This window comes from Lysinibacillus sp. A1 (assembly GCF_000801965.1).
GTDB lineage: Bacteria > Bacillota > Bacilli > Bacillales_A > Planococcaceae > Lysinibacillus > Lysinibacillus fusiformis.
Window position 1 is genome coordinate 122,553 of record NZ_JSZM01000009.1, and the last position, 16,579, is coordinate 139,131.

Here is a 16,579-nt window from a genome sequence, read left to right on the forward strand (position 1 = left end):
ATGCACTACTTAATTACTCACCATAGCAAATTCTTATGCGATGACAGCTAATCGCCCAGTAGAAACTCAGGTAAAAGAACGAATACTAAAGAGACACCCCTTACAATGACTGGACAAAATTCTAGGAATGAAGGAAATGAGGTCATTCGTAGAAAGACGACTTTTAAGTATGTAGTCGTCTTTTTCGTATGAATTTAATGGGTAGCATGAGGCTTCTGATTACCAATTTTTAATTGGATCATGATCATGACGATCACGATTATCATCATGCCAATAATGGCAGCTGTAAAGTTCCCTGTGTAATCTCTTACAAGGCCCACAAATAGGGGGCCAAGAGCAGCAAATACGAAGCCGACAGATTGGGTCATAGCCGCTAAGAAACTAGCTTCTTGGATATCTTCGGCTTCATCTATTGGTAAAGTTAATCCTAATGAGAATAAGCCACCTGCCCCAATGCCGATAAGAACACTGCTTAGCCAAGGGTTAATGGAGAAGAGCAGCATTGATAAACCGATTAATTCAAGTAATGAACAAGCTACTAGCCAAACAGCTCGATGCTGGAAGCGATTATTTAAAATAGGGACTAAAAACGTTGCAGGCATTTGGGCAACCGTTAATAGGGTGAGCATCATTCCGGCATCATGTTTGCTATAGCCCATATGTTCAGCTATTGGTGGTAACCAGGCCATAATCGTATAAAACATGAAGGCCATTAAACCAAAAAAACCTGTTAATAACCAAGCTTTTTCACTTGTTAAAATTTGCTTGATAGAGATTGTATTTTTATTACCTGTAGTACTTGTAGTATGTGCTTTCCGTTCAATAGGCTTCCACCAAAAAAACAAAGCGATGATCGCAAGTAAAGCCCAGGAAGCTGCAGAGATTTGCCAAGAATGAAAAATGGTGCTTAATGGGATGGATAGACCTGAACCTAAGGCAGCTCCTACAACTAAAGCGAGTGAATAAATACCGCCGATACGAGAAGGATTTGCAAAATTTGCTTTAATAAAACCTGAAAGTAATGGACCAACAATGGCAATACCAATACCCGCTAATAGGGCTGTAACGTGCATGACCCAGGCAGAGTAAGCAAAGTACCTTGAAGCGGTTGCAAGCCCAATTAATATGAGGGAGTAGGCAATCGCTCGTTCAATACTCCAACGATTGGCGAGTTTGAGCGCGATCGGTGCAAATAAACCCATACATAAGACAGCTAATGATGTTAATAAACTAGCGCTTGCCGCACTCATATGCAATGATTCTCGGATAGTTCCTAACAAAGGTGAAACGGAAGTAATGACAGGTCTTAAATTTAAAGAAGCCAAAATTATGGCTATGATAGGTAAAATCGTTTGCTTCATTTTCATGCTTTATCAACTCCGTAAGTTTGAATAAATAAATCCTAAGTTGAAGTCTATAACAACATAAATGATTGGACAATACTATTATTACTATTACAATGATAGATACAAACTATGATTGGTTGTGATTCATATGGAAATACGTCATCTACATTATTTTATGGCAGTCTGTGAGGAGCTACATTTTACAAAAGCGGCTGAAAAGCTAGGTATTTCTCAACCAACGTTAAGCCAGCAAATACGGGTGCTTGAGGATGAGCTAGGAATGCCGTTATTTGATCGGATTGGCAAAAAAATAGTGATGACAGAGGCTGGTACCTTATTGTTTACCTATGCTACTGCAATGCTTAATACACTACAAAATGTCAAAGATGCTATTAAAGATTTACAAGAGGTTCAAGGTGGTCAAATACGGGTTGGTATTATGCCATCTGATTTAGATTATCGAATTACACAACTTGTCATTGATTTTCATCAAAAATTCCCTAGGGTAAAGCTTACAATCCTTGCTTCTATCGATATTATGAGACAAGTTCTTGAAAATGAAGTGGATATAGGTATTGGGACGAATGTTGAGCCCCATGATCGTTTAGTCATTATTCCTTTAAGAAAGGAGGAGTACGTTGTAACGGTTTCAAAGGAGCATCCATGGGCGCAACGAGAAGCGGTCACTATTGCTGAATTAAAGGACCTTCCATTGGTCATGTATCCTGAAGGCTTTTTAGGAAGAGAAATAGTCGAGGAGACAGTGAAAAAGCATGGTTTCCAGCTCCATACTATTCTTGAAACAAGCTCTGTTACGTCTATTATGAATCTAGTACGCGCAAATATAGGAGCTACGGTGCAGCCCTATCCATTAATTCAGCAAATGAATGACTCAGATTTACGTATCATTCGTCTAACAGATGCTATTCCTAGTCGAAGTTTGTCAATTATTTACCGAGTGGATCGCTATGTAAGTCACGCCACCACAGCTTTTATAGAACAAATAAAAGCATATTTAAAAGAAGAATTTTGAAAACTTCCCAAAAATATAAGTTCCTTTTTTTGGGGAGTTCCCATATACTAATTATAAACCGACAGACGGTCTAAAAGTGTAGTATAAGTTTTAGTCACAACGAAAATCTAAACTTATTGCTACACTTTTTTTATACAAAAATAATGACCGACAGTCGGTCTATAAAAAGGGGACAGTATATGGATACATTCGTAAAGGAAAAAGGATTTTCGAAAGATTTTAAAATTCTTGTATTTGGTCAGATTATTTCTATTTTAGGTTCTGCCTTATTAAGGTTTGCGCTATCGCTTTTTGTTTTAGATATGACGGGCAGGGCCGATCTTTTTGCCGTGCTATTTGCCATTTCGAGCATACCTATTCTTCTTACGCCATTCGGTGGCGCCCTTGCCGACCGTTTTAATCGACGGCATTTAATGGTTTTATTTGATGTTATTAATAGTGTCGTTGTCTTAATATTCTATCTCTCATTATGGACTGAATATCATTCAGTGTTAGGGATAGGCGTAGTTATGGTGCTCCTGTCCATTATTAGCGCTATGTATTCACCTGCAGTCATGGCTAGTATTCCGTTATTAGTAAGAGAACAGCATCTTGAGCAGGCAAATGGAATCGTGAATGGGGTGCAGGCTTTGGCCGGTGTTGCTGCACCAGTACTAGGTGGAATTCTATATGGATTACTAGGCATCAAAATTCTGGTCCTTGTAAGTGGTCTATTATTTTTCGGTACAGCCATCGTAGAAATGTATATGACCATTCCATTTGTGAAACGAGATGATGATGGACAATTAGTCATGACGTTATTCAAGGATATAAAGGAGGGATTTACATATGTTGTGAAGCAACCCTTTATTTTAAAATGCACGGTACTAGCCGCCTTATTAAATTTATTATTTACACCGCTCTTTATCGTAGGAGTACCGATCATACTTCGTGTCACGTTAGGAGTAAGTGATTCGTTGTACGGAATAGGGATGGGCATAATTGATTTTGCAACCATACTTGGTGCCTTAACGATGGGCTACTTCGCTAAAAAACTCCAAATTAAAAGGCTATATATTTGGATATTGGTGACTGCTTTTTTGGTGATTCCTATGGCCATTGCCGTCATTCAGCCCATGCTTCAAATAGGCTATTATGCTTCATATTTATTATTTACCGGTTGTGCACTTGTGATGGCGATGATGATGACAATCATTTCAATCTACGTAATAACGCTTGTGCAAAAGGAAACACCGAATGAAAATTTAGGAAAGGTCATGGCGATCATGATGGCTGTTTCACAATGCATGGCACCACTTGGGCAAATGGGCTACGGACTGTTATTCGAGACCTATCGCGCAAACCTTTTTATACCGATTTTAATGATTTGTGTTATGATGCTGCTTTTGGCGCTACTCACGCATAGATTATGGCGTATACATGCTTGAACACAAAAAAACTACCACTAAAACGGTAGTTTTCTTTGTGTGATTGACTTGCTAAAATCTTCTAGGTCTACGAGGTCTAGGTCTATTTGTATCAGTGCGTGTGGACGTAGTAGTTGGGAAAAGCAGGATGGGCCTATGTTGATCATTATTTCCGATATGTGTAGACTCCTCTGCTAGTGATTCCACAATTTCTTCCTCCTCTGTGAAAGGAATTTGAGAAGCATTTAATAATGGTGCGGGCGACTCATTATGATGGGTCGTACTAGTAGTATTGGTCGTAGGGGTAGATGCTGTCGTCGTACTAGTAGTAGTAGCCTCATGATGGGTAGGCTGTTCTATTTCAGCATGCGGCTGTTGAACAGCGTGGACATCCTTCATGACAAGAATAGGTCGCATCATATCATGGTCCTCATGCTCAAGGAAGTGACAATGCCACATGTAATTCCCCACATGATCCTTCCAATGCATAATAATTTTCGTAACTTTGCCAGCATCCACTTTCACCGTATCTTTCCAACCACGCTCATAGTCCCGAGGCTCCTCTGGTGGTCCTGTAAAAGATACGATTCCTTCATTTTGATAGAGTTCTAAATCAAATGGCCGACGTTCAAGAATTTTAAATTGAATGAGATGCAGATGAATAGGATGTATAAACGGCGTAGTATTAATAAAACTCCAAACTTCAATACTATCTAAGGAAGGTTTTTCTGTCGCTGGGTCATGATACATTCGGTTGTTCAATAACAGCATAGGTCTTCCGAATTCATCCGTTGTTGCTGTCAAAGGTAATTGTCTATCGATATGTGCATGATGTGGATGTAAATCCATTGTGACTGCCAGTCTCTCAGGAATTTCACTCGTATCCTCACATTTTAAGGGAAGTGATACTTTAAATTGCATAATGACGTTCGTATGCTCATCGATAAAATCTGTATCTGTGTTGAGTAAGGTGATTTCCTGCCCCTCGCAAGCTGAAAAATCGATGATGATATCTGTGCGTTCAGCAGGTAGCAGCTCTACAGATTGAATCGCTTGAGGCGCTGATAAAAAACCGCCATCTGTGCCTATTTGCATCATAGTCTGCTCATTTGACAAGCTGATGACATAGCCTCTTCGATTGGAGCCATTCAGGAACCGAAATCTATATTTACGAGGCTCAACATCTAAATATGGCCAAAGCTTTCCATTGACCACAATGGTGTTACCTACGAAGCCAGGGGTAATTGATGGATGTACAGTAACTGGAAATGGTGGTTCATCAGGATAAAATAAAGAGCCATCCTCATTAAATGATTTATCTTGAATTAAAATAGGATATTCGTATTCTCCACATGGTAAATTGGAACGTTCCTCCAGGGCATCTCTAAGTAAATAGAAACCTGCCAAGCCTGCATAGACATTTATACGTGTTAAAGCCATAGCATGGTCATGGTACCACATTGTAGTACCAGGCTGATGGTTCGTATATTCATGGATTTCTTTACTAAATTTTGGACCAGTATGTCGATAATCTCTGGTGTACCATGCCTCTGGATGACCGTCGCTCTCCCAATCCACATTAGCTCCATGTAAGTGAGTGACGGTTCTTACCTCTTGGGAATCGTTAGCGGCATGAAGTGTAAAATCCACTGGTAAAAAGTGCTGTAGTGGTAATTGATTTTTATATTTAACGTAAATCGGTTTATCTTTCGTCGCTTCTATAGTTGGTCCTGGATAAAGTCCGTTGTACCCCCATATTAATGTATTAGGAAAATGCTTGTGAAAACGATGCTCGCCCTCCATCATGACCAGTTCGTAATAATCATGTTTTTTTTGTCCCCTACAGTACTTTGGCTTTGCTGTCACTGGTTTCTGTAGAGCATCTACAAATTTTGGAATGGTAGCTGGATCAGAAGGGTTAATTGGTAAACTCAAAACATCACATCCCTTTTCAATTACTTAACATGCCTAGTTATCACATCATATGGGTAAAAACAACAGTTGACTGGGACAATAATGGAGAAAAATGTGTAAAGGTATAAAAATTTAATGGAGGGGGAAAACAAAAGGGCAGTATATAGCTGTCTTACAAAAGTTTTTTGAAATCGAGGTAATAGTTGGTATATTGCTAAAAAGTCAGACGAAGTGAATAAATATGTCTTATAATTGTTACAGCAAGAAGTGAAAGTGGATTAAATAGGGGCTTGGAAAAGTGGTGAGACAGTGGTGTTAACATTAGAGGAATTAAATAAAACAATCATGGAAATGCGCATAAAGGGGTATTTAACAGATGCGCTGAAACTGGCAGATCAAGGTCTTTTAGTAGCTTTAGAGGGTAATAACTATGCGTATGTATTGGATTTGTACTATCAGAAAATTTTAGTACATCACTCTTTGGGTGATACTCTAGCCATTGTCAGCCTTATTTTCGACTATGAGGCTATCTGTGAAAAATATGGTACTAGCAAAGATTTGATGCAGTATTATTTAGTCATGTCCTTAATTTACGATATGGTAGGAATCCGTGAAAAAACAGCAGAGATGACGAAAAAGGCAATTGCTTATGCTCAAGAATTACAAGATTTTATGATGCTTGTTCGTTGTCATAATAATTTATGCTATATAGAGGTAGAAAAGGGCTGTACGAAGGAAGCCCTTCAAGCAGGTTTGTTAGCAAGAGAATACAATAAAACGCTATATGAGACACAACCAGATTTAGCAAGATTATTAGATATTCGCATTAATAATAATTTAGCAGATGTGTATATTTTGGAAGGGGATTTTGTGGCAGGGAAGGCATTGCTTGATGACTCATTAACCTCTAGCATAATTTCTCAACATAAACCTGAAAAAGTAGCAGCTTGGTTTGGCTATGGCTTTTTATATGAAAAGCAGCACAAGCTTGAAGAAGCGGTGCAATATTATCAACAAGCAATAGAACTTGCCAAATCCTATGGTGATAAGCCCATTACAAAAAAAGTAATGCGCTTATTGTTAAATGTCCTGTACCAATTGAATTGGCGAGATGAAATTTTTGATGTCCAAAAAGAATATATTGATCTTTCCGAACAGATGAGCGTTGATAATTTATTACAGCAAGTGTTGAATTTGGAATTTAAGCGTCAAAAAGAGAGATTAGAAAGAAAAGCACATTATGATCCATTAACAGGTGTCTTGAATCGACACTTTCTGGATCATGAGCTAGATGAATGGTTACATGCTGCTAAAATGGCGGAATCCTATGTATGTATTACAGTTCTTGATATTGATAATTTTAAATTATTTAATGATACGCATGGACATTTGTTTGGCGATCGAGTTTTACAGCTGATAGCTAATGGCTTGAGGGAGTTTTTGCGGGAGGAAGACGTAAAAATTATTCGTTATGGAGGGGATGAATTCATTATCTGTATTCGCCATCCACAAAAGGATTATATGATAGAGCTTGTCCAAAATACACACGCTCATTTGCTTACGTTAGCATTAGAAAAAGACCAGAAAAGCTATCCATTAAAGGTCAGTATGGGAGCTTGTATAAATGATCGAAAAAATTATCATTATAATGACTTATTTGATCAAGCTGATCGCTGTTTGTATGAGGCAAAAGATAAAGGCCGTGCCACCAATGTTATCTATGAACTATTATAATTTGAGTGATTCCTATTTACAGTGTTGAATAGGAATTTTTCTGTTGTTTGAGGGAATATTCTTGAGAGAAATTGAAGCGACATCGCAAATTACAACGAGGTAAAATGATACGGAATGAAATTTACTGTACCGATCATTTGAAAACGTTATTCTAGCAACGTACAATATATGAAATTAAGAAACACGACAGCACAAAATTGTTGTATAATGTTGTGGTATGAGGAAAGAAAGCAGGTTGACAAAATGGAAAGCAAAATGAATTGTTATGCAGTTAAAAACACACACAAACATCCGCTATGTGTTGTGCCAAAAAGGCACGATATGAAACAACAGGTGAATAGATGAAAAACTGGTTAATTTTCATTTCTGTCTTTATTGTTTCGTTGTCACTTGTCATTAGCATTTTAGTACTCTGGAAAGCCGAGGCTCCGTTCCGTTCAATTGAAGAGCAGGCTGAACAGTTGGCACTCGATGCCAAAGCCCTCGCAGTTGTATCGGAGTCCTACACATATAATGGCAAACATTCGTATGTTACTGTGTTCGGGGTAGACGAATACGGTGATAAAAAGGCTGTCTTTGTTCCCACGAATCTAGACAAGGATTCCATTCAGGAAGTGTTATTAGAAGATGGTATTACGGAAAAGCAAGCATTATCGGTTTTTAAAAATGAAGGAAATGTACAAAAGGTCCTCCACATGAAATTGGGCTATGAGGAGCCGGGCGCTGTTTGGGAGATTACATACCTAAACGACCATGACAAACTCAACTATGTCTATATTATGTTTAAGGATGGCGACTGGTGGAAGCGCATTACGAATTTATAAGAGGAGTAGATCCCGGATGAAAAACTTATTAGCAACACGTGTAAAAACTTTAACACCATCTTCAACATTAGCTATTACTGCGAAAGCAAAAGCATTAAAAGAGCAAGGTATTGATGTCATTGGCCTTGGAGCTGGTGAACCAGACTTTAATACACCTCAAAACATTTTAAATGCTGCCATTGATTCAATGGAAAAGGGGTATACAAAATATACACCTGCTGGCGGACTTCCAGTACTAAAAAAAGCTATTATTGATAAACTACAGCGCGATAATAACCTTACGTATCAGCCAAATGAAGTGATTGTTGGTGTAGGTGCAAAGCATATTTTATACACATTATTCCAAGTTATTTTAAACGAGGGTGATGAAGTTATTATTCCAATCCCTTATTGGGTGTCTTATCCTGAGCAAGTTAAATTAGCGGGCGGAGTACCTGTATATGTTGAAGGTACACGTGAACAAAACTATAAAATTACTGCTGATCAATTAAGAGCAGCTGTGACTGATAAAACAAAAGCGGTAATTATCAACTCACCTAGCAACCCATCTGGTATGATATATTCACGTGAAGAGCTTGCAGAACTTGCTGCAGTTGCAGAAGAAAAGGATATTTTAATCGTGTCAGATGAAATTTATGAGAAGCTTGTATACAATGGTATTGAGCATTTTTCAATTGCACAACTTTCTGATGCAGTGAAAGCACGTACAATCGTTGTAAATGGTGTAGCAAAATCTCACTCTATGACAGGCTGGCGTATTGGCTATGCTGCGGGTGATGCGGACGTAGTGAAAGCAATGACTGACCTTGCATCACATTCAACATCTAATGCGACGACAACTGCACAATATGCAACTGTTGAGGCGTATAATGGACCACAGGACGCGGTAGAGGAAATGCGTCAAGCATTCGAATCTCGTCTTGAGAAAATTTACCCACAGGTAAGTGCAATTCCTGGCTTCCATGTATTAAAACCACAGGGTGCATTCTACTTATTACCAGATGTAGCAGAAGCTATGGCTCACACTGGCTATGATTCAGTAGACGCATTCGCTGCGGATATTTTAACAGAAGCAAACGTAGCTGTAATTCCAGGCTCTGGCTTTGGTGCACCAACTACTATGCGATTATCTTATGCAACATCTTTAGACTTACTAGAAGAGGCAGTCCGTCGTATTGATACATTTGTAAAATCAAAATGGCAAGACTAATCCCTCTAGACGACTTTGGAGGATTTCTATGAAAAAAATTATGATTAAAGATATGCCACAGCATATCGGTGAAACAGTCAAAATGGGCGCTTGGCTAGCTAACAAACGTTCAAGTGGTAAAATCGCCTTCTTACAACTTCGTGATGGCTCTGGTTTTGTTCAGGGTGTTGTCGTGAAAGAAGAAGTGGGCGAAGAAATTTTTGCAACAGCTAAAGGACTAACGCAAGAAACTTCGATGTATATTACAGGAGAGGTGAAAGCTGACGAACGTTCAAGCTTTGGCTGTGAGCTAGCTGTAACAGGAATTGAGGTTCTACATACAGCAACAGATTTCCCTATTACACCGAAGGAGCACGGTCCTGAATTTTTAATGGATAACCGTCATTTATGGTTACGTTCTCGTAAACAACATGCCATTATGAAGGTTCGTAATGAAATCATTCGTGCAACTTATGAATTTTTCAACAACAATGGTTTTACAAAGATGGACCCACCGATTTTAACAGGATCTTCACCTGAAGGTACATCTGAGCTATTCCATACGAAATACTTTGATGAGGATGCATTCCTTTCTCAATCAGGGCAGCTTTATATGGAAGCGGCAGCTATGGCACTAGGAAAAGTATTTTCATTCGGTCCAACTTTCCGTGCTGAAAAATCTAAAACGCGTCGTCACTTAATCGAGTTCTGGATGATTGAGCCAGAGATGGCTTTTGTAGAGTTTGAAGAAAATCTAGAAGTACAGGAGCAATATGTGACGCATATTGTACAATCTGTTCTGGCTAACTGCAAATTAGAATTAGAGCGACTTGACCGTGATACATCGAAACTTGAAAAGATTCAAGCGCCATTCCCTCGTATTTCATATGATGATGCGATTAAGCTTTTACATGAACAAGGTTTTGATGATATTGAATGGGGCGACGATTTTGGGGCACCTCATGAAACAGCTATTGCCAATTCATTCGACAAGCCAGTATTCATTACATGCTACCCAATAGGCATTAAGCCTTTCTATATGCAACCACATCCAGATCGCGATGACGTTGTATTATGCGCTGATTTAATCGCACCTGAAGGCTATGGTGAAATTATTGGTGGTTCTGAGCGTATCCATGACTATGATTTATTAAAATCTCGTCTTGAAGAACATAACCTATCATTAGATGCATATGCATGGTATTTGGAGCTTCGTAAACATGGTTCTGTTCCACATTCAGGCTTCGGACTTGGATTAGAGCGAACTGTGGCATGGATTTCTGGCACAGAACATATTCGTGAAACAATCCCATTCCCACGTTTACTGAACCGCTTATATCCATAAGCAAATCAATTTAAAAGTCGCGTAGTGAAATATCTACGCGGCTTTTCTACTTACTTAAAGAAGGAGTCTAGAGGAATATGAATGCAAATAATCATCGACTCCGTACATGGACTGAGCAGAGAATGATTCCCATTCCCCAGCTTTTTTTTCAGTTTTATAAGGAGTTAAATATAGAGGATGAAGAGGCGCTAATTGTTATGCACTTGTTAGCCTTTCATATGGAAGGCTATGACTTCCCTACACCAAATGATCTAAAGAATCGTCTCACAATGCCAGAAAATGAACTAACATCCCGTTTACAACGATTAATGCAAAAGGGCTTCCTTGAAATTACTCGTGATGTGGATACAGGTGGCAAGCTCTATGAAAAATATTCGGTTTATCCACTCTGGGAGCGAATTGTGCAGATGATCGAGATGAAAGAGCAACAAAAATCTACCACAACACTTCAACAAGAAGAAGGAGAGATTTTCCGACTCTTTGAAGAAGAAATGGGACGTCTTTTATCTCCTTTAGAGCTTGAAAAAATAGGATGTTGGCTTGATGAGGACAAGCACAGTCCAACACTCATTAAAGAGGCATTGAAAGAAGCTGTTTTTGCTGGGAAACTGAGCATTCGCTATATTGATCGTATTTTGTTAGAGTGGAAGAAGAAAAATATTACGACACCTCAAGCGGCACAAAAGCAAGGTGAGCAGTTCCGAGAGAAGCAAACATTTAGCAGGACTCCAGCACGGACAGTTCAGCAAGACGCGCAACCAACTAACAAAGTACCTTTTTATAATTGGTTAGAAGAAAGAGAATAGGGGGCATCCAGTTTGTTAACCAAAAAACAGTGGGAGCATTGCCTAGAAGAAATGGATCGAATGTTTCCTAATGCACATTGTGAGCTTGTGCATGACAATGCCTTTGAGCTCACAATTGCGACATTATTATCTGCACAATGTACGGATGTACTTGTTAATAAGGTAACCAAAACATTATTTCAGAAATATAAAACGCCTGAAGATTATTTGGCTGTCCCGTTGGAAGAATTACAACAGGATATTCGCTCTATTGGCTTATATCGCAATAAAGCAAAGAACATTCAGGCTTTATGTCAACGTTTGCTAGATGAATATAATGGCGAAATACCAGCAACTCGAGAAGCACTTGTAACATTGCCAGGAGTAGGTCGCAAAACAGCCAATGTGGTGCTATCAGTAGCCTTTGATATTCCTGCGCTAGCAGTTGATACCCATGTAGAGCGTGTTTCCAAACGTCTAGGTCTATGTAGATGGAAGGATTCCGTCCTTGAAGTGGAAGAAACAATCATGAAAAAAACGCCAATGAATAAGTGGTCGAAAACGCATCATCAGTTAATTTTCTTTGGTCGTTATCATTGTAAGGCCCAAAACCCTGGCTGCCATACCTGCCCTTTACTAAGCGATTGTCGTGAAGGTCAAAAGCGTTTGAAGAAAGGCTTGGTGAAGGAAGCATGAATAGTGAGGCAATCGCAAAAGATCAGGTAGATGCTTGGTTTGCACAATGGACAACCCTTCAAGCAACTATCCATGAAGCCCATGATGCTAGAAATGGTACAGCAAAAGGCTTAATGGAAGAGGCGATCCAATTGTTTGAACAGCTGGTACAAGCGGCGGGAGACGAGGTACTGCCTATTAATGGGGTTGAAAGACTTGCCTTTATCAAAGCGAAGCCAGGGCAATATGCTTGTTACCGTCAGCTAGATGAATTATTTAAAGAAACGAAAAAGCGTACAGCACGTTTACGAATTCAAGCAAGCAAAAAATAGAGTGGCAGAATAAAATACTTGTGCCGACAGAAAAAAACCGAGACGCATTAAATGCGTCTCGGCTTTTTGGTTATTCTGAGCTTTGTTCTTCATTATTTGGGTCTACAGGATCTGTAGGAGGAGTTGGTTGCTGGCTTCCATCTGAACCGCCATTGTTACCACCGTTGTTGCCGTTATTCCCATTTCCATTATTATTGTTATTACCACCGTTGTTGCCATGGCCGTTACCATTGCCATTATTATGACCGTTATCTTGGTCTTCTTCACCAGGGTCTGTTGGTAAATCAATGTTTGGCTCTTCCGGCTCTTCCGTTTCTACATCCTCTTCTTCAGTTGTACTTGTAATTTGGAAAGTTGTGGTACCAGGCTCACTTCGTGTACCATCCACAATGGCTACGACTGAAATCGTGTAATTGCCATCTTCCAACGTATTAGCAACTGATAAACCTTTGCTCTCTGTTTTACCAAGGTCAAACTTTTTACCGTCATCACGGGTTGCAGTTACTTCAAATGAAGTTGGTAGTGGTTCATCTGTTTTTGGATCCAAGCTGGCATCATGTTCCCAAGAAATATTGATAGACTGTGCCCCTAAATCTAAGCTTGCAGATACGTTGTATGGTGTAGCCAATTCTGGTGCCTCATAAACATTCGACACTTCTGTTGGCTCAGTACCACGAACGAATAGCTCTGTTTGACGTAATTCGCTTGGTGTAAAGTCACTTGCCAATTTCAATGGCTTAGAGCCCACTTCAATCGTTGCTTCTACAACTGTACTTGGCTTTTTAAAGCTTTCTGTTTCAACGTTTGCTGAAATGTCTTGCATAATCGATTTGAATAGATTTTGTGGTAACCGACGTTCTTCCCACGTTGTAATTGGATCAAAGTGTTTTTCATAGCCACTCCATATAGCGATGGAATAGTTTGTCGTATAACCAGCAAACCATGAATCTGGCACACTTGTGTTCGGTAAATTATATTTATTGAAATCTTCAGCTGAATAGTTGGTTGTACCTGTTTTACCTGCGATGTCTAGTCCAGGGACATTAGCTGCTGTACCTGATGCGTCAGGTTTGTTGCCAACTACATCACGTAGCATATCTGTTACCATATAAGCTGTAGCTTCACTCATCGCTACATTAGGCTCAGGTGTATAATTTTTAGATGTTTTCCCATCACGGTAAACAATTTTTGTAATAGCGTGTGGGTCTGTGTAAACGCCGTTATTTCCGAATGCTGCATAGGAAGCCGCCATTTGAATAGGGGAGATAGTAATCGCTCCACCACCAATTGCGTCTGATTCATAAAGGTTTTCTGTTTCAATCCCTAAACGTCCAACAAATTCCTTCGCATTTTCAGTACCTACTTCTTGTAATGCTTTGACAGCTGGTACGTTTCGTGAAGCATACAATGCCTTACGAGCAGTCATGGCACCCATATATCTGCCATCCCAGTTTGTAATAGTCTGCTTTGAATTGGAATAGTTCATAGGTTCATCTACAAGTGTATGACCTGTAGACCATTTTAAATATTCGATGGCTGGACCGTAGTCCACTAATGGTTTCATAGTAGAACCAGGTTGATTTTTTGTTAAATCATCTGCATAGTTCCAGCCACGTTCGGCACCATAATGTCGACCGCCACCAACAGCTTGGATAGCTCCTGTTTTCGTATCAATGACCGCTACACCTGACTGAATATCTTCTGTTGGGAAATTGCTGTCATCGTTCATCACATTTTCAACAACTTTTTGGGCATTTGGATCAAGTGTTGTATAAACTTTAATCCCTTCTGCCATGGCTGAACCATCGCCATTATTTTCTAATTCATTAATCACGACATCTAGGAAGGCATCGTATTTAGAGCCAGCAAATGATTGACGTGTTGCATCGTCAGCAAGACCTGCTTGGACATCAACGTTTTTAGCTTCTTCCATTTCCGTTTTTGAAATTTTTCCGTGTTGATACATTAATCCTAAAACCGTATTACGACGTTGCTTGGCAAGGTCAGGGTTTTTCAATGGATTATAAGCATTTGGTCTTTGTACGAGCCCTGCTAATAAAGCTTCTTCATCTAATGTTAAATCTTTTAATTCTTTTCCGTAGAAATATTGAGCTGCTGTACCAAAGCCATAAATACGGCCAGACATTAGCATTTTATTGAAATACATTTCAAAAATTTCTTCTTTTGAATATTTACGTTCTAATTGAAACGCTAGCCAAGCTTCCTGTGCTTTACGTTTTAATTTCTTTTCATTTTGTAAAAATGAGTTTTTCACCACTTGCTGTGTTAGGGTAGAGGCACCTTGTGCACCAAAGCCATCACGGAAGTTAGCAAGTATAGCACCACCTAGACGGTAAAAGTCCATGCCGTGATGTTTAAAAAAGCGTACATCTTCCGTTGCAAGAATAGCGTTCACCATATCTTCGGGAATATCTTCATATTTTATATATTTACGGTTTTCAGCACCGATTGTTGCGAATATTTCACCGTTTTTATCGTAGAACTCTGAAGACACAGGGTCTTTCAATAATTCCTCATCAAGCTTAGGAGCTGTGCTTGCATAGTAAGCAAATAATCCTGCTCCTCCAATGAAGCCTACGACACCGATGACTAATAACGTTAAGAAAATACGTTTTATCCACATTTTAGCGGGTGTTGACGACTTTGTTGTTGTTTTCTTACCTTTTTTATTTTTTTCAGCGAGAGCCTTTTGATGCTCTCCACGTGTTCGACGACGTTCAGTCATACTATTTCTCCTCACTTTCAAACCCGCAGCATTTTTCATCGATCAGTTGTTGGATGATGGGTAAATAATCGATCCGTGGATAATAGCTAGTGGGAATTTCATACGCCTCATCTACAATCGTTGAAAAGGGTATGGATTTACGATGGCCATTTTCCATTGCTTTCCAGGCTTTTTGTAAAACTTCATATGGCACAATAAAATATCGTTCAAAAGCTGAAAAGCGAACGATAATAAAAGCCACACCATTTTGTTCAGTCACTTGCTGCATATGGGTCATTTGATGCTCATGAATATTTTTTAAAGGGAAACTTGTTTTGGAAGCAGTTTCCTTTGCATCAAAATCAATATAATGCCCATTCCAAACACCATTGTAGTCGGTTGTAGAGGGTGTTCGAAAATATGCTTCACGAATGACAGCAGCGCTTCGTGAAGGGTACTCTACTTTGACGATTTGTACAGGAACAGGTTTCTTATGAATGATAGCAAGTCGCCTTTTAATATAATAGTCGTTTGCTTCATTAATTTCATCTTCTAGTGTCTTTCCACGATTACTAAAAGACAAATCTTTACTTTTACTTTTTTTTTCTGTTTTCTGTACAGAAGTATGGGGGGTATACAATTTCCCATTTGGATAGCGAATTGTCATTTAGCTCACCCTTTATTAAACTGCTTTCCTATATATTAGTTTACCATGATTTGATGGCTCTTCTCTACCTCCATCCGTGTTGTCTTTGTTACAAGAGTAGTAGACAGTGGATGCAAAGAATAAACAAATTGCGTCGAAAAAAAGCTAATGATTGGCTTCCTTGAATCGTCAAAATAACTGATAAATTTAAACATAAAAATGGTTGAAGAATGGTGAATTATCTACACCTTTCATTCAGGACGCTTTTTTAGTTGGAAGGTTCATTTATAAAAATTTATCGAAAATCTTCTTCTTTCAGCTAACTTACGCTTATTTTGTCACGCATGAAGGTAATTCTATACATGCGAGGAATACTTTAAGTAAAGCAAAGGGGGCGTTATTTTGAACAAGTTAGAACAATTAGTTGCGCAGTTAGATCTGGTCAATCAATTACTTTTCACGAGAGTGTCACTGGAGAACAATGCTCAGAATATGCACTTTTTTTTGCAGCTCAAAGCAGTTAGCCAGAAAGTAAGCTTAGCAGAAAAGAACTGGCAAGTAAAGAATGCTTGTTCGCCTATTAGTAGTGAAAAATGATAGACTTTGGTACACTTATCTCATAAGC

At 39.0% G+C, this 16,579-nt stretch carries 14 protein-coding genes; 10 read left to right on the forward strand and 4 right to left on the reverse strand.

Features of this window, described 5'->3' with window-relative positions; genetic code table 11:
• Positions 1–194: 194 nt before the first annotated feature.
• Positions 195–1,367 carry a CynX/NimT family MFS transporter gene (locus PI85_RS06900; protein ID WP_052323466.1) on the reverse strand — a complete coding sequence of 391 codons (1,173 nt, stop codon included), beginning with the start codon at positions 1,365–1,367 and terminating at the stop codon, positions 195–197.
• Positions 1,368–1,494: 127 nt separating this feature from the next.
• On the opposite strand from PI85_RS06900, the gene PI85_RS06905 reads away from it, so the two are divergent.
• Entirely contained in the window at positions 1,495–2,379 is an 885-nt protein-coding gene (locus PI85_RS06905; protein WP_036124716.1) for a LysR family transcriptional regulator, read from the forward strand.
• Positions 2,380–2,558: 179 nt separating this feature from the next.
• Positions 2,559–3,806 carry an MFS transporter gene (locus PI85_RS06910; protein WP_036124717.1) on the forward strand — a complete coding sequence of 416 codons (1,248 nt, stop codon included), beginning with the start codon at positions 2,559–2,561 and terminating at the stop codon, positions 3,804–3,806.
• Between the two features lie 51 nt (positions 3,807–3,857).
• On the opposite strand, the gene PI85_RS06915 is transcribed toward PI85_RS06910, so the two are convergent.
• A complete protein-coding gene (locus PI85_RS06915) occupies positions 3,858–5,720 on the reverse strand; it encodes a multicopper oxidase family protein (RefSeq protein ID WP_036124719.1) in 1,863 nt (620 codons plus the stop codon).
• A 288-nt stretch (positions 5,721–6,008) separates the two neighbouring features.
• Between PI85_RS06915 and PI85_RS06920 the strand changes: the two genes are divergently transcribed.
• From PI85_RS06920 to PI85_RS06950, 7 genes are all read left to right on the forward strand, one after another.
• A complete protein-coding gene (locus PI85_RS06920) occupies positions 6,009–7,433 on the forward strand; it encodes a tetratricopeptide repeat-containing diguanylate cyclase (RefSeq protein ID WP_036124720.1) in 1,425 nt (474 codons plus the stop codon).
• Positions 7,434–7,774: 341 nt separating this feature from the next.
• Positions 7,775–8,257 carry a DUF5590 domain-containing protein gene (locus PI85_RS06925; protein ID WP_036124721.1) on the forward strand — a complete coding sequence of 161 codons (483 nt, stop codon included), beginning with the start codon at positions 7,775–7,777 and terminating at the stop codon, positions 8,255–8,257.
• A 16-nt stretch (positions 8,258–8,273) separates the two neighbouring features.
• Positions 8,274–9,467 (forward strand): pyridoxal phosphate-dependent aminotransferase, encoded by a 1,194-nt coding sequence (locus tag PI85_RS06930; protein ID WP_008176505.1) that lies wholly within the window; start codon positions 8,274–8,276, stop codon positions 9,465–9,467.
• Positions 9,468–9,495: 28 nt separating this feature from the next.
• Entirely contained in the window at positions 9,496–10,791 is a 1,296-nt protein-coding gene (asnS, locus tag PI85_RS06935; protein WP_036124723.1) for an asparagine--tRNA ligase, read from the forward strand.
• Between the two features lie 77 nt (positions 10,792–10,868).
• Positions 10,869–11,597, forward strand: a complete 729-nt coding sequence (locus tag PI85_RS06940; protein WP_036124725.1) for a DnaD domain-containing protein — start codon at positions 10,869–10,871, stop codon at positions 11,595–11,597.
• A 12-nt stretch (positions 11,598–11,609) separates the two neighbouring features.
• A complete protein-coding gene (gene nth / locus PI85_RS06945; RefSeq protein WP_036124727.1) occupies positions 11,610–12,272 on the forward strand; it encodes an endonuclease III in 663 nt (220 codons plus the stop codon).
• Complete coding sequence (locus PI85_RS06950; protein WP_036124728.1) at positions 12,269–12,583, forward strand: YpoC family protein; 315 nt, start codon at positions 12,269–12,271, stop codon at positions 12,581–12,583. Before nth ends, PI85_RS06950 begins: the two co-directional genes overlap by 4 nt.
• 70 nt (positions 12,584–12,653) lie before the next feature.
• On the opposite strand, the gene PI85_RS06955 is transcribed toward PI85_RS06950, so the two are convergent.
• Complete coding sequence (locus PI85_RS06955) at positions 12,654–15,329, reverse strand: penicillin-binding protein 1A (protein WP_036124731.1); 2,676 nt, start codon at positions 15,327–15,329, stop codon at positions 12,654–12,656.
• A 1-nt stretch (position 15,330) separates the two neighbouring features.
• The gene (gene recU, locus PI85_RS06960; RefSeq protein ID WP_036124733.1) at positions 15,331–15,975 is read right to left on the reverse strand and encodes a Holliday junction resolvase RecU; all 645 of its coding nucleotides are present in this window, start codon (positions 15,973–15,975) and stop codon (positions 15,331–15,333) included.
• 381 nt (positions 15,976–16,356) lie between these two features.
• Between recU and PI85_RS06965 the strand changes: the two genes are divergently transcribed.
• Positions 16,357–16,551: a hypothetical protein gene (locus PI85_RS06965; protein ID WP_008176489.1), complete on the forward strand. Its 195-nt coding sequence runs from the start codon at positions 16,357–16,359 to the stop codon at positions 16,549–16,551.
• The last annotated feature ends 28 nt before the right edge of the window (positions 16,552–16,579 follow it).